At 56.6% G+C, this 17,842-nt stretch carries 18 protein-coding genes; 17 read left to right on the top strand and 1 reads right to left on the bottom strand.

The window, feature by feature from the left end; translation table 11 throughout:
- Positions 1-57: 57 nt before the first annotated feature.
- Complete coding sequence (gene fabB / locus AC4ICF_RS16380; protein ID WP_023336433.1) at positions 58-1,275, top strand: beta-ketoacyl-ACP synthase I; 1,218 nt, start codon at positions 58-60, stop codon at positions 1,273-1,275.
- Positions 1,276-1,343: 68 nt separating this feature from the next.
- Positions 1,344-2,522, top strand: coding sequence for an MFS transporter (locus AC4ICF_RS16375; RefSeq protein WP_316379322.1), 1,179 nt, complete (start codon positions 1,344-1,346; stop codon positions 2,520-2,522).
- Positions 2,523-2,611: 89 nt separating this feature from the next.
- Here the strand turns inward: AC4ICF_RS16375 and flk are convergent, their stop codons facing one another.
- On the bottom strand, positions 2,612-3,616 hold the full coding sequence (flk, locus tag AC4ICF_RS16370; RefSeq protein WP_316379323.1) for a flagella biosynthesis regulator Flk: 1,005 nt from the start codon (positions 3,614-3,616) through the stop codon (positions 2,612-2,614).
- 113 nt (positions 3,617-3,729) lie between these two features.
- Here flk and pdxB point away from each other — a divergent pair, with 113 nt between their 5' ends.
- The 15 genes from pdxB to hisP all read left to right on the top strand — a co-directional run bounded on the left by pdxB (position 3,730) and on the right by hisP (position 17,835).
- Positions 3,730-4,866, top strand: coding sequence for a 4-phosphoerythronate dehydrogenase PdxB (pdxB, locus tag AC4ICF_RS16365; RefSeq protein WP_192983218.1), 1,137 nt, complete (start codon positions 3,730-3,732; stop codon positions 4,864-4,866).
- A gap of 67 nt (positions 4,867-4,933) precedes the next feature.
- Positions 4,934-5,947 carry an aspartate-semialdehyde dehydrogenase gene (locus tag AC4ICF_RS16360; protein ID WP_491466108.1) on the top strand — a complete coding sequence of 338 codons (1,014 nt, stop codon included), beginning with the start codon at positions 4,934-4,936 and terminating at the stop codon, positions 5,945-5,947.
- A complete protein-coding gene (gene truA / locus AC4ICF_RS16355) occupies positions 5,947-6,759 on the top strand; it encodes a tRNA pseudouridine(38-40) synthase TruA (RefSeq protein ID WP_008502600.1) in 813 nt (270 codons plus the stop codon). Before AC4ICF_RS16360 ends, truA begins: the two co-directional genes overlap by 1 nt.
- A gap of 28 nt (positions 6,760-6,787) precedes the next feature.
- Positions 6,788-7,447 carry a DedA family protein gene (locus AC4ICF_RS16350; protein WP_116338522.1) on the top strand — a complete coding sequence of 220 codons (660 nt, stop codon included), beginning with the start codon at positions 6,788-6,790 and terminating at the stop codon, positions 7,445-7,447.
- Positions 7,448-7,601: 154 nt separating this feature from the next.
- Positions 7,602-8,507 carry an acetyl-CoA carboxylase, carboxyltransferase subunit beta gene (accD, locus tag AC4ICF_RS16345; RefSeq protein WP_003861408.1) on the top strand — a complete coding sequence of 302 codons (906 nt, stop codon included), beginning with the start codon at positions 7,602-7,604 and terminating at the stop codon, positions 8,505-8,507.
- A gap of 70 nt (positions 8,508-8,577) precedes the next feature.
- Positions 8,578-9,846 carry a bifunctional tetrahydrofolate synthase/dihydrofolate synthase gene (folC, locus tag AC4ICF_RS16340; RefSeq protein WP_116338524.1) on the top strand — a complete coding sequence of 423 codons (1,269 nt, stop codon included), beginning with the start codon at positions 8,578-8,580 and terminating at the stop codon, positions 9,844-9,846.
- Positions 9,836-10,534, top strand: a complete 699-nt coding sequence (gene dedD, locus AC4ICF_RS16335) for a cell division protein DedD (RefSeq protein WP_163330278.1) — start codon at positions 9,836-9,838, stop codon at positions 10,532-10,534. Before folC ends, dedD begins: the two co-directional genes overlap by 11 nt.
- A 252-nt stretch (positions 10,535-10,786) precedes the next feature.
- Positions 10,787-11,275, top strand: a complete 489-nt coding sequence (gene cvpA / locus AC4ICF_RS16330; RefSeq protein WP_000262116.1) for a colicin V production protein — start codon at positions 10,787-10,789, stop codon at positions 11,273-11,275.
- A 33-nt stretch (positions 11,276-11,308) separates the two neighbouring features.
- Positions 11,309-12,826 (top strand): amidophosphoribosyltransferase, encoded by a 1,518-nt coding sequence (gene purF / locus AC4ICF_RS16325; protein ID WP_116338528.1) that lies wholly within the window; start codon positions 11,309-11,311, stop codon positions 12,824-12,826.
- A gap of 88 nt (positions 12,827-12,914) precedes the next feature.
- Positions 12,915-13,484, top strand: a complete 570-nt coding sequence (locus AC4ICF_RS16320; RefSeq protein WP_116338529.1) for a UbiX family flavin prenyltransferase — start codon at positions 12,915-12,917, stop codon at positions 13,482-13,484.
- Positions 13,485-13,774: 290 nt separating this feature from the next.
- Positions 13,775-14,557 carry a lysine/arginine/ornithine ABC transporter substrate-binding protein ArgT gene (gene argT, locus AC4ICF_RS16315; RefSeq protein ID WP_116338531.1) on the top strand — a complete coding sequence of 261 codons (783 nt, stop codon included), beginning with the start codon at positions 13,775-13,777 and terminating at the stop codon, positions 14,555-14,557.
- Between the two features lie 226 nt (positions 14,558-14,783).
- Positions 14,784-15,566, top strand: coding sequence for a histidine ABC transporter substrate-binding protein HisJ (gene hisJ / locus AC4ICF_RS16310; RefSeq protein WP_008502592.1), 783 nt, complete (start codon positions 14,784-14,786; stop codon positions 15,564-15,566).
- An 87-nt stretch (positions 15,567-15,653) separates the two neighbouring features.
- Positions 15,654-16,340: a histidine ABC transporter permease HisQ gene (locus AC4ICF_RS16305; protein ID WP_048961437.1), complete on the top strand. Its 687-nt coding sequence runs from the start codon at positions 15,654-15,656 to the stop codon at positions 16,338-16,340.
- Positions 16,337-17,053 (top strand): ABC transporter permease, encoded by a 717-nt coding sequence (locus AC4ICF_RS16300; RefSeq protein ID WP_028013953.1) that lies wholly within the window; start codon positions 16,337-16,339, stop codon positions 17,051-17,053. The genes AC4ICF_RS16305 and AC4ICF_RS16300 overlap by 4 nt, the downstream gene beginning before the upstream one ends.
- Positions 17,054-17,061: 8 nt before the next feature.
- A complete protein-coding gene (gene hisP / locus AC4ICF_RS16295; RefSeq protein ID WP_116338533.1) occupies positions 17,062-17,835 on the top strand; it encodes a histidine ABC transporter ATP-binding protein HisP in 774 nt (257 codons plus the stop codon).
- Positions 17,836-17,842: the final 7 nt, after the last annotated feature.

The raw sequence follows: 17,842 nt of genomic DNA, 5'->3' as shown, positions 1-17,842 counted from the left end.
AGTGTACGCTATTGTGCGACTCGAAACTTTTTATAGTGCGACTTACAGAGGTATTGAATGAAACGTGCAGTGATTACTGGCCTGGGCATTGTTTCCAGCATCGGTAATAACCAGCAGGAAGTCCTGGCATCTCTGCGTGAAGGACGCTCCGGGATCACTTTCTCTGAAGAGTTTAAAGATTCAGGTATGCGTAGCCACGTATGGGGTAACGTCAAACTGGACACCACCGGTTTGATTGACCGTAAAGTGGTTCGTTTCATGAACGATGCCTCTATTTATGCTTATCTCTCCATGCAGGAAGCGATCAAAGATTCTGGCCTGAGTGAAGAGGTTTATCAGAACAACCCGCGCGTGGGCCTGATTGCTGGTTCCGGCGGCTCATCAAAAGCGCAGGTATTCGGTGCTGACGCTATGCGCAGCCCGCGTGGTCTGAAAGCGGTAGGTCCGTATGTGGTGACTAAAGCCATGGGTTCTGCGGTTTCCGCGTGCCTGGCGACCCCGTTCAAAATCCACGGTGTGAACTACTCCATCAGCTCCGCGTGTGCGACTTCCGCGCACTGTATCGGTAATGCTGTTGAGCAGATCCAACTGGGTAAACAGGACATCGTATTTGCCGGCGGTGGCGAAGAGCTGGGCTGGGAAATGGCCTGTGAGTTCGACGCGATGGGCGCACTGTCCACTAAGTACAACGAGACCCCAGACAAAGCCTCCCGTACCTATGACGCGCACCGTGACGGTTTCGTCATCGCGGGCGGCGGCGGTATGGTTGTGGTTGAAGAGCTGGAGCATGCCCTGGCGCGCGGCGCGCACATCTACGCTGAGATCGTGGGCTATGGAGCGACGTCCGACGGCGCCGACATGGTTGCTCCGTCCGGCGAAGGCGCGGTGCGCTGCATGAAGATGGCGATGCACGGCGTTGATACCCCTATCGACTACCTGAACTCCCACGGTACCTCTACTCCGGTAGGCGACGTGAAAGAGCTGGGTGCAATCCGTGAAGTGTTCGGCGACAACAGCCCGGCTATCTCTGCAACCAAAGCTATGACCGGTCACTCTCTGGGGGCGGCTGGCGTGCAGGAAGCGATCTACTCTCTGCTGATGCTGGAAAACGGCTTTATCGCCCCAAGCATCAATATCGACGAGATGGACGAGCAGGCGGCTGGCCTGAACATCGTGACCAAACCAACGGAAGCGACGCTGACTACCGTCATGTCCAACAGCTTCGGTTTCGGCGGCACCAACGCCACGCTGGTTATGCGCAAGCTGAAAGCATAAGCGTTTGAATGTATAATAGAAGGGAGCCGGAAGGCTCCCTTTTTTTATGCCTGAACACGGAGTTATGCATGAAGGCTGTTACCCCCGAGAAGGGCACTCCTTCCGGGAACCTTTCTCTTTTCCGTATCGCCTTTGCGGTATTTCTGACCTATATGACCGTTGGCCTGCCGCTGCCGGTGATCCCGCTGTTCGTTCATCAGGAACTCGGCTATGGCAACACCATGGTCGGCATTGCTGTGGGCATTCAGTTTTTAGCCACGGTATTAACCCGCGGCTACGCAGGACGGCTGGCGGATCAGCACGGTGCAAAACGCTCGGCGTTGCAGGGGATGTTCGCCTGCGGGCTGGCGGGCGGCGCGTGGCTGCTGGCCGCTCTCCTGCCGGTCGATGCCGCGTATAAATTTGCGCTGCTGGTGGCGGGGCGCTTAATCCTTGGCTTCGGTGAAAGCCAACTGCTGACCGGGACACTGACCTGGGGCATGGGGCTGGTGGGGCCTGCGCGCTCCGGCAAAGTGATGTCCTGGAACGGGATGGCGATTTATGGCGCACTGGCTGCAGGCGCGCCGCTGGGTTTGCTGATCCACAGCCAGTTTGGTTTTGCGGTACTGGCAGCAACCACCATGGTATTACCGCTGCTGGCGTGGGTTTTTAACGGTTCGGTACGCAAGGTGCCCGCCCATAAAGGCGAACGTCCTTCGCTGTGGAGTGTAGTGGGGCAAATCTGGCAGCCAGGGTTCGGGCTGGCGCTTCAGGGAGTAGGCTTCGCGGTGATTGGTACCTTCGTTTCCCTCTATTTTATGAGCCGCGGCTGGGCGATGGCGGGCTTTACGCTGACTGCCTTTGGCGGCGCGTTTGTCCTGATGCGCGTCCTGTTCGGCTGGATGCCGGATCGCTTTGGCGGAGTGAAGGTGGCGGTGGCGTCGCTGGTGATTGAAACCATTGGGCTGGTGCTGCTCTGGCAGGCGCCGGTCGCCTCCGTTGCGCTGCTTGGTGCCGCGCTCACCGGCTGCGGCTGTTCGCTGATATTCCCGGCGCTGGGCGTTGAGGTGGTGAAGCGCGTGGCGCCGCAGGTACGCGGTACGGCGCTGGGCGGCTACGCGGCGTTTCAGGATATCTCATACGGGGTAACCGGGCCGCTGGCCGGGCTGTTAGCCACCTCGTTTGGCTACCCGTCCGTCTTCCTGGCTGGCGCAGTTTCTGCGGTGGTGGGGATCGCGGTGACGCTGGTGGCGTTTCGCAGAAATTAACTGTTGTCGCCGGGTGGCGGCTGCGCCTTACCCGGCCTACGGTTCGAGCCGTTGTAGGCCCGGTAAGCGTAGCGCCACCGGGCAAATCCTCAGGCAACCAGCCAGAAAATCGCCAGCGCAATCAATAATGCAATAAACATTAATCCCGGACGGGCAGAGAGCGTTCTGAACGTCTCCACAACGGGGGCAAACAGCGGGCTGTAGATCGGCTGAACGTTTCTTACCTCCAGCACGCCGCCTTCCCGCTCGGCGCGGCGAACGAAGATTTGATTGAGCAGATCCTGCACCTGCGCGGTGGTCAGCACCGTTTGCGGCGTGGCCTGCCAGTTCTGCTGGGCGTAATCCCGAATCACCTCGAACTCGTGCGGCTCCAGCGGCTGTTTAAGCGCCGCCTGAACGGTATGCAGGGTTGGGGCACTCTGGGTGCTGAGCGTCTGGCGCGCCTGAAGCCAGGTCACCAGATGGGTAAACTGCCTGGCCGGTATCAGCTCACCCGCCTTCACGCCGGACAGTTCAAGCATGGATTGCCAGATAAGCTTCGTCGACTCGCCGGTAGCGGCAGCCAGTTTGGTTACCATCTGGTTCAGCGTATTGTGCTCGGCAGGCTGCAGCGGGCGCTCGGTTGACGGGCGCACCTGAGGCTGCGGAATAGACAACTGATTGTTCTGCAACAGCGTCAGCACGGTTTTAAGCTGGTCTGGCGTAAGCTGGCTCAGGGCGGTCTGGCCATACTGCTGACGGATAAAGTCACTGACAGCCTGACGATTATTTCCCTGGCCCAGCAGCTCGGTCAGCTGTGTGACAATCTGACGCGTGGTGTGGTTTTGCTGCGCGGTCGTAATACGCTGGTTGAGATTTTGCTCAGCGGCAGGGAAATGACGCGACTGCAGCGGTGCGTCGTTCCTCACGCCTAAGTCATGCTTTACCCCGGCCCAGACTTCCGCATTTTGTTGTGAAGTCAGCGCAATCAGGCGCGTGATCAGTCGCTCCAGCACGGTGCGCTGTTGCGTGGATAGCGGCTGTTCACCGGCAACGTTTGGCGTGACAGGGCCTTCACCCGGAGGGCGTGGCGGCGTACCTGAAATGGGCTGCATCGTCAAAAATCCTTAAAGTCAAAACTCAGCGTAAACCAGGTATACGTATATGCCTGGCGGCCAGATTATGGCACACTTGGCAGGTTTTCTTCCTCTCAAACAGGTACTCAGACGTGAAAATCCTCGTTGATGAAAATATGCCTTACGCCCGCGAGCTGTTTAGCCGTCTCGGCGACGTTAAGGCTGTCCCCGGTCGCCCAATCCCGGTCAACGAACTGGATGACGCAGACGCGCTGATGGTGCGCTCGGTGACTAAAGTAAATGAGGCGTTGCTTGCCGGTAAAGCGATCAAGTTTGTCGGAACCGCAACGGCAGGGACCGATCATGTGGACGATCGATGGTTGAAGCAGGCGGGAATCGGTTTTTCCGCCGCGCCGGGCTGTAACGCCATTGCCGTCGTGGAATACGTTTTCTCCTCACTGCTGATGCTCGCCGAGCGCGACGGTTTTGCGTTGAAAGACCGCACCGTGGGGATTGTCGGCGTGGGTAACGTCGGCGGGCGCCTGCAAAAGCGCCTTGAAGCGTTAGGGATCCGCACGCTGCTGTGCGATCCGCCGCGTAAAGACAACGGCGACGACGAGGATTTCCGCGCGCTGGATGAGCTGGTAGAGCAGTGCGATGTGCTGACGTTCCACACGCCGCTGTTTAAAGAGGGGCCGTATAAGTCCCTGCACCTGGCTGATGAGGCGCTGATTCGTCGCCTGAAGGCTGGCACAATTCTGATAAATGCCTGCCGTGGCCCGGTGGTGGATAATGCCGCGCTGCTGAAATGTCTGGATGAAGGGCAAGACCTCAGCGTGGTGCTGGACGTCTGGGAGCCGGAGCCGGATCTCAACGTTGAACTGCTGAATAAAGTTGACGTAGCCACTGCGCATATCGCGGGATATACGCTTGAAGGCAAAGCGCGCGGCACGACGCAGGTGTTTGAAGCCTATAGCGCCTTTATTGGTCATCCGCAGCAGGTAGCGCTGGATACCTTACTCCCCGCGCCTGAATTTGGCCGCATTACGCTGCACGGTCCCCTCGATCAGGCAACGCTGAAAAGGCTGGTGCATTTAGTGTATGATGTGCGCCGCGATGACGCGCTGCTGCGTAAGGTGGCGGGGATCCCGGGTGAATTTGACAAGCTGCGCAAGAACTACGTTGAGCGCCGCGAGTGGTCTTCCCTGTATGTGATGTGCGACGACGCAACGGCTGCGGCGCTGCTCAAGAAACTGGGTTTTAACGCCGTTCATCACCCGGCGCATTAATGTCTTCTTAATGCTCCCTGTCGGATACGCCGACAGGGACGCTTTTTTATTTCTGGAGTAAACCACCATGTCTGAAGGCTGGAACATTGCCATTTTAGGTGCCACGGGTGCCGTGGGTGAAGCCCTGCTCGAAACCCTTGCTGAGCGTCAGTTCCCGGTGGGAGAAATTTATGCTCTGGCGCGCACCGACAGCGCGGGCGAGCATCTGCGTTTTGGCGGTAAATCCGTCATGGTTCAGGACGCGGCAGAGTTTGACTGGACTCAGGCGCAGCTGGCGTTTTTTGCCGCGGGGGCTGAGGCGACGGCGTCTTACATCGAAGATGCGACCAATTCGGGCTGTCTGGCGATCGACCTGAGCGGTCTCTTCTCCCTGGAGCCGGACGTGCCGCTGGTGGTCCCGGACGTCAACCCCTTTGTGCTGGCTGACTACCGTAACCGCAATATCATCGCGGTCCCGAACAGTCTGACCAGCCAGCTGCTGACCGCGCTGAAGCCGCTGATTGACGACGGCGGCCTGTCGCGTATCACTGTGACCAGCCTGTTGTCCGCCTCGGCAAATGGCAAAAAGGCCGTCGACGCGCTGGCAGGGCAAAGCGCGAAGCTGCTGAACGGCATCCCGATTGACGAAGACGATTTCTTCGGTCGCCAGCTGGCGTTCAACATGCTGCCGCTGCTGCCGGATCGTGAAGGTTCCGTGCGCGAAGAGCGCCGTCTCGTCGACGAAGCGCGCAAGATTCTGCAGGACGAGGGGCTGATGATTTCCGCCAGCGTCGTGCAGTCGCCGGTCTTCTACGGCCACGCGCAGATGGTTGGTTTTGAAGCGCTGCGCCCGCTCGCGGCAGAAGAAGCGCGCGATGCGTTTAGCCGCGGTGAAGACATTGTCCTTTCCGAAGAGAGCGAGTTCCCGACGCAGGTGGGCGACGCTACCGGCAGCGCGCATCTCTCCGTTGGCTGCGTGCGTAACGACTACGGTATGCCGGAGCAGGTTCAGTTCTGGTCCGTTGCGGACAACGTTCGCTTCGGCGGCGCGCTGATGGCGGTCAAGATCGCCGAGAAGCTGGTGCAGGAGTATCTGTACTGATGTCAGACGTGGAACAAAAGCCGGTTCATAAAATTGCCCTCGGTATTGAGTACGACGGCAGTAAATACTATGGCTGGCAGCGTCAGAATGAGGTGCGCAGCGTCCAGGAAAAGCTGGAGAAAGCGCTCTCACAGGTGGCAAACGAGCCGATAAACGTCCTGTGCGCGGGACGTACGGACGCGGGTGTTCACGGTACGGGGCAGGTGGTTCACTTTGAAACCACCGCCGTGCGTAAGGATGCCGCCTGGACGCTGGGTGTAAATGCGAATTTGCCTGGTGACATCGCGGTGCGTTGGGTGAAAGCTGTGCCGGATGATTTTCATGCGCGCTTCAGCGCGACGGCGCGTCGCTATCGCTATGTCATCTACAACCAGCGTCTGCGCCCGGCGGTGTTAAGCCAGGGCGTGACGCATTTTTATGAACCGCTCGATGCAGAACGCATGCATCGCGCGGCGCAGTGTCTGATTGGTGAAAATGACTTTACGTCGTTTCGTGCGGTGCAGTGTCAGTCCCGCACGCCGTGGCGTAACGTCATGCACATTAACGTCAGTCGTTTTGGCGCGTATGTGGTGGTGGATATCAAAGCCAATGCCTTTGTACATCATATGGTGCGGAATATTGTAGGCAGCCTGATGGAAGTGGGTGCCGGACACCAGCCGGAGAGCTGGATTGCAGACCTGCTGGCAGCGAAGGACAGAACGCTTGCGGCAGCCACGGCGAAAGCGGAAGGACTGTATCTGGTCTCGGTAGACTATCCGGATCGGTTTGACCTGCCAAAACCGCCAATGGGCCCGCTGTTTTTAGCGGACTAAACAAAGGTGCAATTAAGGCTTAGACAATATGGACGTAATACGTTTTCTGATTGATTTCATTCTGCATATTGATGTTCACCTGGCGGAGCTGGTGGCGCAGTACGGCGTCTGGGTTTACGCCATTCTGTTCCTCATTCTGTTCTGTGAAACCGGGCTGGTCGTTACGCCGTTCCTGCCTGGCGACTCGCTGCTGTTTGTAGCCGGCGCGTTATCGGCGTTGCCCACCAATGATTTGAACGTGCATCTGATGGTGGTATTGATGGTGATCGCCGCGATTGTCGGGGATGCTGTCAACTATACGATTGGCAGGGTGTTCGGTGAGCGCTTGTTCAGCAATCCTGATTCGAAAATTTTCCGCCGCAGCTATTTAGACAAGACCCATGCCTTCTATGAACGTCATGGTGGAAAAACCATTATCCTTGCGCGTTTTGTGCCTATTGTGCGCACATTTGCACCGTTTGTGGCGGGAATGGGGCATATGTCCTATCGTCATTTTGCAATGTATAACGTCGCAGGCGCGCTGCTGTGGGTGCTACTGTTTACCTATGCAGGGTACCTGTTTGGCGATTTGCCGGTAGTTCAGGAAAACCTTAAGTTACTGATTGTAGCGATTATTGTGCTTTCCGTTCTGCCGGGCGTTATCGAAATCATTCGTCACAAACGTGCGGCGGCAAAACAAGCGAAGTAAATGCACACTGGCGGTTCGACCACTTTTTTATCCAAAGTTTCGGGCTGTTATGTTTTAATGTGCAACATTCATGGTCTGTTGGAGGCAAAAATGGCATTATTCGCCTCTTATAGCAAAACTGGCATACGACCAGGTTCAGGCAGAAAGGTTATCAATGAGCTGGATTGAACGAATTAAAAGCAACATTACCCCGACGCGCAAAGCGAGCATTCCTGAAGGGGTATGGACGAAGTGTGATAGCTGCGGCCAGGTTCTGTATCGTGCAGAACTGGAGCGCAATCTTGAGGTGTGTCCGAAGTGCGACCACCATATGCGTATGTCGGCGCGCAACCGCCTGCATAGCCTGCTGGACGAAGGTTCTCTGGTAGAACTGGGCAGTGAACTGGAGCCAAAAGATGTGCTCAAGTTCCGCGATTCCAAAAAATACAAAGATCGTCTGGCCTCTGCACAGAAAGAGACCGGCGAGAAAGACGCGCTGATCGTCATGAAAGGCACTCTGCATGAGATGCCGGTTGTTGCCGCTGCGTTTGAGTTCTCCTTTATGGGCGGCTCTATGGGCTCCGTGGTGGGCGCGCGCTTTGTGCGTGCCGTTGAGCAGGCGCTGGAAGACAACTGTCCGCTGATCTGCTTCTCTGCCTCTGGCGGTGCACGTATGCAGGAAGCGCTGATGTCCTTGATGCAGATGGCGAAAACCTCTGCAGCGCTGGCGAAAATGCAGGAGCGCGGTCTGCCGTACATCTCCGTGCTGACTGACCCAACCATGGGTGGCGTCTCTGCAAGCTTCGCGATGCTGGGCGACCTGAACATCGCTGAGCCAAAAGCACTGATCGGCTTTGCCGGTCCTCGCGTCATCGAGCAGACCGTTCGTGAAAAGCTGCCGCCTGGCTTCCAGCGCAGTGAGTTCCTCATTGAGAAAGGCGCTATCGACATGATCGTCCGCCGCCCTGAAATGCGCCTGAAACTGGCCAGCATTCTGGCGAAGCTGATGAATCTGCCAGCGCCGAACCCGGATGAGCCGCGCGAAGGCGTGGTGGTACCGGATCAGGAACCCGAGGCCTGATAACTGAAAAGGGCAGGGCCAGATGGCGCTGCCCTTTTGCTTTATAACCTGTTAATGACAACCGGGCATTATGGAAAATAAAAGCATTCCCCAAGCCACGTCGCCCCTGGCCGCGTGGCTTTCTTATCTGGAAAACCTGCACAGTAAAACCATCGATATGGGGCTTGATCGCGTAAGTCAGGTTGCCGCGCGTCTCGACGTGCTGAAACCGGCGCCTTTCGTGTTTACCGTAGCCGGCACTAACGGTAAAGGCACCACCTGCCGCACGCTGGAATCTGTTCTGATGGCGGCGGGTTACAAAGTTGGCGTCTACAGCTCCCCGCATCTGGTGCGTTACACCGAGCGCGTTCGCGTGCAAAACAGCGAGCTGGCGGAATCTGCCCATACGGCGTCGTTCGCGGCTATCGAAGCGGCGCGCGGGGAAACCTCATTAACTTATTTCGAATACGGTACCCTGTCGGCGCTGTGGCTGTTTAAACAGGCGCAGCTGGACGTGGTAATTCTGGAAGTTGGCCTGGGCGGGCGTCTGGATGCAACCAATATGGTGGATGCGGACGTGGCGGTGGTCACCAGCATCGCGCTGGATCACACTGACTGGCTGGGCCCGGACCGTGAAAGCATTGGCCGCGAAAAGGCCGGTATATTCCGCGCAAATAAGCCCGCCGTGGTCGGCGAGCCGGACATGCCGCACACCATCGCTGATGTAGCAAACGAGAAGGGCGCACGGCTCCTGCGCCGCGGCGTTGACTGGCAGTATGAGGTACAGGACAACGGCTGGCGCTTCAGCGATGCACAGGGTGCGCTGGACAACCTGCCGCTGCCGCAGGTACCACAGCCGAACGCGGCCACCGCGCTGGCGGCACTGCGCGCCAGCGGATTAGCGGTCAGCGAGCAGGCTATCCGCGACGGTATTCAGAGCGCAATTCTGCCGGGGCGTTTCCAGATCGTCAGCGAGTCACCGCGTCTGATCCTGGACGTGGCGCACAACCCGCATGCGGCGGCGTATCTCGCAGGACGTCTCAAATCGTTACCAAAAACCGGGCGCGTGCTGGCGGTTATCGGTATGCTTCATGATAAAGATATCGGCGGGACGCTGGCCTGCATGGAGAGTGTGGTCGATAGCTGGTATTGTGCTCCTCTGGAGGGGCCGCGCGGCGCGACCGCTGAGCAGCTGATGGAACATCTCGGCAAAGGCGCAATCTACAGTAGCGTGGCGCAGGCCTGGCATGCCGCGATGGCGGAGGCTAAACCAGAAGATACCGTGCTGGTGTGTGGCTCTTTCCACACAGTGGCACATGTCATGGAAGTGATGGACGCGGGGAGAACCGGTGGCGAGTAAGTTTCAGAACCGTTTAACAGGAACCATTGTGCTGGTCGCGCTCGGGGTAATTATTCTTCCCGGGCTGCTCGACGGGCAGAAAAAACATTATCAGGACGAGTTTGCAGCCATTCCGCTGGTGCCGAAGCCGGGCGATCGTGATGAACCGGATATGCTGCCTGCGGCGACGCAGGCGCTGCCTGCTCAGCCGCCTGAAGGGGCGGCGGAAGAAGTCCGCGCGGGCGATGCCGCTGCACCGTCACTCGATCCGTCGCGTCTGGCGGCGAATAACAACATCGAGATCGATCCGGTACCGGTAGAGAAGCCTAAGCCTGTTGAAAAACCGAAGCCGGTAGAGAAACCGCAGCCGAAGCCACAGCAACAGCCACAGCGGGATAAAGCGGCAGAGCAGCTGGCTGCAGCGTCTGAAACTCCACCTCCGGCGAAGCAAGACGCGGCCCCGACCGGCAAAGCCTACGTTGTGCAGCTGGGGGCGCTGAAAAACGCCGATAAAGTCAACGAGGTTGTCGGTAAACTGCGCAGCGCGGGATATCGCGTTTACACTTCACCTTCCACGCCGGTGCAGGGTAAAATTACCCGTATTCTCGTGGGGCCGGAAGCGTCGAAAGACAAGCTGAAGGGGTCGCTCGGCGAGCTGAAGCAGATCTCCGGGCTGAGCGGTGTGGTGATGAGCTACAGCGCGAACTGATAAGATCTACCCCTCACCTCGGCCCTCTCCCCAAAGGGGAGAGGGTGAAAGTCGCATCGAGCGCGTTTGTATCATACTGCATCGTACCGTCCCCTCTCCCCTTTGGGGAGAGGGTTAGGGTGAGGGGCGTTGAACATTTTTTCAGCGCCTTTTTTATTTACGCGCGGGAAGGAAATCCCTACGCAAACGTTTTCTTTTTCTGTTAGAATTCGCCCCGAACTGGATGACAGGGCGTTTAATCGTGGGACACATATGGTCTGGATTGATTACGCCATCATTGCGGTGATTGGTTTTTCCTGTCTGGTTAGCCTGATCCGTGGCTTTGTTCGTGAAGCGTTATCGCTGGTAACCTGGGGTTGTGCTTTCTTTGTTGCCAGTCATTACTACACTTACCTGTCTGTCTGGTTCACGGGCTTTGAAGATGAACTGGTCCGAAATGGAATCGCCATCGCGGTGCTGTTTATCGCGACGCTGATTGTCGGCGCTATCGTGAATTATGTGATAGGTCAGCTGGTCGAGAAAACCGGTCTGTCAGGAACGGACAGGGTACTCGGCATCTGTTTCGGGGCGTTGCGAGGCGTGCTGATTGTGGCCGCGATCCTGTTCTTCCTGGATACCTTCACCGGGTTCTCCAAAAGTGAAGACTGGCAGAAATCGCAGCTCATTCCAGAATTCAGCTTCATCATCAGATGGTTCTTTGACTATCTGCAAAGCTCGTCGAGTTTTTTGCCCAGGGCATAAACCCTGAGATGTGGCTTAACGAGGAAAAGACGAATGTGCGGTATTGTCGGTATCGCCGGTTTCATGCCGGTAAACCAGTCGATTTATGACGCGTTAACGGTGCTTCAGCACCGTGGGCAGGATGCTGCGGGTATCATCACCATTGATGCAAACAACTGCTTCCGTTTACGTAAGGCGAATGGCCTGGTAAACGATGTGTTTGAAGCCCGCCATATGCAGCGTCTGCAAGGTAATATGGGGATCGGTCACGTTCGTTATCCTACTGCTGGCAGTTCCAGCGCCTCTGAGGCACAGCCTTTCTACGTCAACTCACCGTATGGCATCACGCTTGCCCATAACGGCAACCTGACCAACGCCCATGAGCTGCGTAAGAAGCTGTTCGAAGAGAAACGTCGCCACATTAACACCACCTCTGATTCAGAAATCCTGCTCAATGTGTTCGCCAGCGAGCTGGATAACTTCCGTCATTACCCGCTGGAAGCAGACAATATCTTCGCTGCCATTGCTGCGACCAACCGCCAGATCCGCGGTGCGTACGCCTGCGTGGCGATGATCATCGGTCACGGTATGGTTGCCTTCCGCGATCCAAACGGCATTCGTCCGCTGGTGCTGGGCAAGCGCGACCTTGGCGATGGCCGTACCGAATATATGGTTGCCTCTGAGAGCGTGGCGCTGGATACCCTGGGCTTTGAGTTCCTGCGTGACGTTGCGCCGGGCGAAGCGGTGTATATCACCGAGAAGGGCCAGCTGTTTACCCGCCAGTGTGCTGACAACCCGGTCAGCAACCCGTGCCTGTTTGAATACGTCTATTTCGCCCGTCCGGATTCGTTCATCGACAAAATCTCCGTATACAGCGCGCGCGTTAACATGGGCACGAAACTCGGCGAGAAGATTGCCCGCGAGTGGGACGATCTCGACATCGACGTGGTTATTCCTATCCCGGAAACCTCCTGCGATATCGCCCTGGAAATTGCCCGCATTCTGGAAAAGCCATACCGTCAGGGCTTCGTGAAGAACCGCTACGTTGGCCGCACCTTTATCATGCCGGGCCAGCATCTGCGCCGTAAGTCCGTGCGCCGTAAGCTGAACGCCAACCGCGCGGAATTCCGCGACAAGAACGTTCTGCTGGTGGATGACTCCATCGTTCGCGGCACCACCTCTGAGCAGATTATCGAGATGGCGCGCGAAGCGGGTGCGAAGAAAGTCTACCTGGCATCTGCCGCGCCGGAAATTCGCTTCCCGAACGTGTATGGCATCGATATGCCAACTGCCAACGAGCTGATTGCTCACGGTCGCGAAGTGGACGAAATTCGCCAGATCATCGGTGCCGACGGCCTGATTTTCCAGGATCTGAACGATCTCATCGACGCGGTGCGCGCCGAGAACCCGGAAATTCAGCAGTTCGAATGCTCCGTGTTTAACGGCGTCTACGTGACGAAAGACGTTGACCAGCAATACCTTGACTATCTTGATTCGCTGCGCAATGACGATGCGAAAGCCGTTCAGCTGCAAAACGATCTCGAAAGCTTAGAGATGCACAACGAAGGTTGATCTCTTCGCAGGTGAGGGCGCGTGCCCTCACTTGCAACTCCCCGCAAAATCCTGCACAGTCAGCCCAGAAATCAGCAAGGGCGAAATCATGAAACGACTCATTATTGGCATCAGCGGTGCCAGCGGCGCGATTTACGGCGTACGCCTGCTACAGGTTTTGCGTAACGTGGCAGAAGTGGAAACGCATCTGGTGATGAGCCAGGCGGCGCGACAAACCCTCTCCCTTGAAACGGATCTTTCCCTGCGCGATGTCCAGGCACTGGCAGACGTGGTTCACGATGCCCGCGATATCGCCGCCAGCATCTCCTCAGGCTCGTTTAAAACCGCCGGCATGGTTATCCTGCCCTGCTCAATTAAAACGCTCTCCGGGATTGTGAACAGCTATACCGACACCCTGGTGACGCGCGCGGCGGACGTGGTGCTGAAGGAGCGTCGCCCGTTGGTGCTCTGCGTGCGGGAAACGCCGCTGCATCTGGGCCATCTGCGCTTAATGACCCAGGCCGCCGAGCTGGGCGCGGTAATCATGCCGCCGGTACCGGCGTTCTATCACCGACCACAGTCGCTGGACGATGTGATTAATCAGACCATCAATCGCGTGCTGGATCAGTTTGACATCGACCTGCCCGAAGATCTCTTCACCCGCTGGCAGGGAGCCTGATTCTGTGCACAAATGCTGTGCATGAAAAGAGACGTTGCCCTGTTTCAGGGCAATTATGCAACGGCGATCATATCCTCGACATTTAATTCGCTTTTTCCCTTTTTCTCTTTCCGGTTCGTTCGGCAGACCTGCTATCTTTCACCATTAAGGCAATATCGCAACGTTTTATTAACATATTTAACGTCGAAGTTTTGACCAGACGGCAATGTGGCATAAGACCTGCAAGAGAAGCCTGCAACACAACACACAACACAATACATAATAAAATCACGGTACTTGAGGGTAAATGTATGAAGAAGACGGTTCTGGCTCTGTCTTTGCTGGTGGGGTTAAGTGCAGCAGCAGGTAGCTACGCAGCGCTTCCACAGACGGTTCGTATCGGTACAGACGCAACCTACGCGCCATTCTCTTCCAAGGATGCGAAGGGCGATTTCGTGGGGTTTGACATCGATCTGGGAAATGAAATGTGCAAACGTATGGAAGTGAAATGCACATGGGTGGGCAGCGACTTCGACGCGTTAATCCCGTCGCTGAAGGCAAAGAAAATCGACGCCATTATCTCTTCTCTCTCCATCACCGAAAAGCGTCAGCAGGAGATCGCGTTCTCTGACAAGCTCTACGCTGCGGATTCGCGTCTGATTGCCGCGAAAGGTTCCCCGATTCAACCGACCATCGACTCGCTGAAAGGCAAGCACGTTGGCGTACTCCAGGGATCGACCCAGGAAGGTTACGCCAATGCCAACTGGCGCGAGAAGGGCGTCGACGTGGTGGCTTACCAGAACCAGGATCTGATCTACTCTGACCTGGCGGCGGGCCGTCTGGATGCCGCGTTCCAGGATGAAGTCGCCGCGAGCGAAGGGTTCCTGAAGCAGTCGGCAGGTAAAGACTACGCCTTTGCGGGCCCGTCCGTGAAAGACAAAAAATACTTTGGTGACGGCACCGGCATTGGCCTGCGCAAGGACGATAAAGAGCTTAAAGCCGCCTTTGACAAAGCGTTTGCCGAGCTGCGCAAAGACGGTACCTACGACAAACTGGCGAAGAAATACTTCGACTTCAACGTCTACGGTGACTAACGCATCACGGTGATGCACTGATGTGGTGCATCGCGGGTGAGGATGATTCAATATGGTGCAGTCTGTGCACCATATTGGGTCGCTGTGTGCATACTTAAGCATTAATAATGCAAAAAATCCCGCCAGAAAGGCATTATTCTTTGCCTGACAGCGGGGATTAATGGCACATTAACCCCACCCCGTCGTCGTAAAAAAACCGTATGTAGACAGTTTGTTGAGGACAAATATGAAAAAACTCGTGTTGTCACTATCCCTCGTGCTGGCCTTTTCCAGCGCCACCGCGGCATTCGCAGCCATTCCGCAGAAAATCCGTATTGGTACTGATCCAACCTATGCGCCGTTTGAATCGAAGAATTCAAAGGGTGAACTGGTGGGTTTTGACATCGATTTGGCCAATGAGCTGTGCAAACGCATCAAAGCGCAGTGTACTTATGTAGAAAACCCGCTGGATGCGCTGATCCCTTCCCTGAAAGCCAAAAAAATCGACGTGATTATGTCCTCGCTTTCCATTACCGAGAAACGCCAGCAGGAGATTGCCTTCACCGACAAGCTCTATGCGGCCGATTCACGTCTGGTGGTGGCAAAGTCTTCAGACATTCAACCGACCCTCGAGTCGCTGAAGGGGAAACGCGTGGGCGTGCTGCAGGGCACCACGCAGGAAACCTACGGTAACGAACACTGGGCGCCGAAGGGGATTGAAATCGTCTCCTATCAGGGCCAGGAAAATATTTACGCAGACCTGACGGCAGGCCGTATTGATGCGGCATTCCAGGATGAAGTCGCGGCAAGCGAAGGCTTCCTGAAAACGCCGGTGGGTAAAGATTACAAGTTCGGCGGCCCGTCCATTAAGGATGTGAAGTTGTTTGGTGTAGGCACCGGAATGGGCCTGCGCAAAGAAGACAACGAGCTGCGTGAAGCGCTGAACAAAGCGTTTGCGGAAATGCGCGCTGACGGTACCTATGACAAGCTGGCGAAAAAGTACTTCGATTTCAATGTGTACGGCGGCTAATCGCTCCGTCAAATAACGTGCGGCCCCTCCCGCTGCGGGAGGGGATAAGACACGGTTTACCACTCACGATACGACAGGGCTCGCGGTATGCTGTACGGATTTTCTGGCGTTATTTTACAGGGCGCGCTTGTCACCCTTGAGCTGGCTATCAGCTCCGTGGTGCTGGCGGTGCTGATAGGACTGGCGGGCGCAGGGGCGAAGCTTTCGGCTAACAAACCGCTGGCGCTCATTTTCGAAGGTTATACCACGCTCATTCGCGGCGTACCCGATCTGGTGCTGATGCTGCTTATCTTTTACGGTCTGCAGATTGCGCTGAACAGCGTGACGGATGCGATGGGGATGGGACAAATTGATATCGACCCGATGGTGGCCGGTATTATTACCCTCGGTTTTATCTACGGTGCCTACTTCACGGAAACCTTCCGTGGCGCTTACATGGCGGTCCCAAGAGGACACATTGAAGCGGCAACCGCATTTGGTTTTACCTCTTCACAAACGTTTCGCCGGATCATGTTTCCGGCCATGATGCGCTATGCGCTGCCGGGCATCGGCAACAACTGGCAGGTTATTCTCAAAGCGACGGCGCTGGTCTCGCTGCTCGGTCTGGAAGACGTTGTTAAAGCGACTCAGCTGGCGGGCAAGAGCACCTGGGAGCCGTTCTACTTTGCGGTAGTCTGCGGCGTGATCTATCTGGTCTTTACGACCGTCTCCAATGGTGTGCTGCTTCTGCTCGAACGTCGCTACTCCGTGGGTGTGAAGAGGGCTGACCTGTGATTGAGATTATTCAGGAATACTGGAAATCCCTGCTGTGGACGGATGGCTACCGCTTTACCGGCGTGGCGATTACGCTCTGGCTGCTGATTTCTTCCGTGGTGATGGGCGGCATTCTGGCTGTGTTTCTCGCCATCGGCCGCGTGTCGAACAACAAGTTTATCCAGTTCCCGATCTGGCTGTTTACCTATGTGTTTCGCGGCACGCCGCTGTACGTGCAGCTGCTGGTGTTCTATTCGGGGATGTATACGCTTGAGATCGTAAAAGGCACGGAAATGCTGAACGCGTTCTTCCGCAGTGGCCTGAACTGTACGGTGCTGGCGCTAACGCTCAACACCTGCGCCTATACCACCGAGATTTTCGCCGGGGCCATTCGTTCCGTGCCGCACGGTGAGATCGAGGCGGCGCGCGCGTACGGCTTCTCCTCCGTGAAGCTTTACCGCTGTATTATTCTGCCTTCGGCGCTGCGTATCGCGCTTCCGGCGTACAGCAACGAAGTGATTTTGATGCTGCACTCCACCGCGCTCGCCTTTACCGCGACGGTGCCGGATCTGCTCAAAATCGCGCGCGATATCAACTCCGCGACCTATCAGCCGTTTACCGCGTTTGGCATTGCGGCGGTGCTCTATTTAATTATCTCTTATGTTCTGATTAGCCTGTTCCGTAAGGCTGAAAAACGCTGGTTGCAGCATATAAAACCTTCTTCGACGCACTGAGAAAGATGATGGCTGAGAACAAATTAAACGTTATTGATTTGCACAAACGCTACGGCGAACATGAAGTGCTGAAAGGGGTGTCGCTGCAGGCGAATGCGGGCGACGTGATCAGTATCATCGGCTCATCCGGCTCGGGTAAAAGTACCTTCCTGCGCTGCATTAACTTCCTCGAAAAGCCGAGCGAAGGTTCGATTGTGGTGAGCGGGCAGACTATTAACCTGGTCCGTGACAAAGACGGCCAGCTGAAGGTGGCGGATAAGAATCAGCTGCGCCTGCTGCGCACGCGCCTGACGATGGTGTTCCAGCATTTCAACCTCTGGAGCCACATGACGGTGCTGGAGAATGTGATGGAAGCACCGGTTCAGGTCCTGGGCTTGAGCAAGCAGGAAGCCCGGGAGCGTGCGGTGAAATACCTGGCGAAAGTGGGTATCGACGAGCGCCAGCAGATGAAGTACCCGGTGCACCTCTCCGGCGGCCAGCAGCAGCGTGTCTCTATCGCCCGCGCGCTGGCGATGGAACCGGAGGTGCTGCTGTTCGACGAACCGACCTCCGCGCTGGACCCGGAACTCGTCGGCGAAGTGCTGCGCATCATGCAGAAGCTGGCCGAAGAGGGCAAAACGATGGTGGTGGTGACGCACGAGATGGGCTTCGCCCGTAACGTCTCGAACCACGTGATTTTCCTGCATCAGGGGAAAATTGAAGAGCAGGGCCACCCGGACGAAGTGCTGGCGAACCCGCAAAGCCCGCGGTTGCAGCAGTTCCTGAAGGGATCGTTGAAGTAATCTTTCG

The sequence above is a fragment of the Enterobacter sp. ECC_219_Taxon_10 genome (assembly GCF_058354905.1).
The sequence above is the reverse complement of the archived record's forward strand: the minus strand, read 5'-3'. Positions and strand labels throughout refer to the sequence as shown.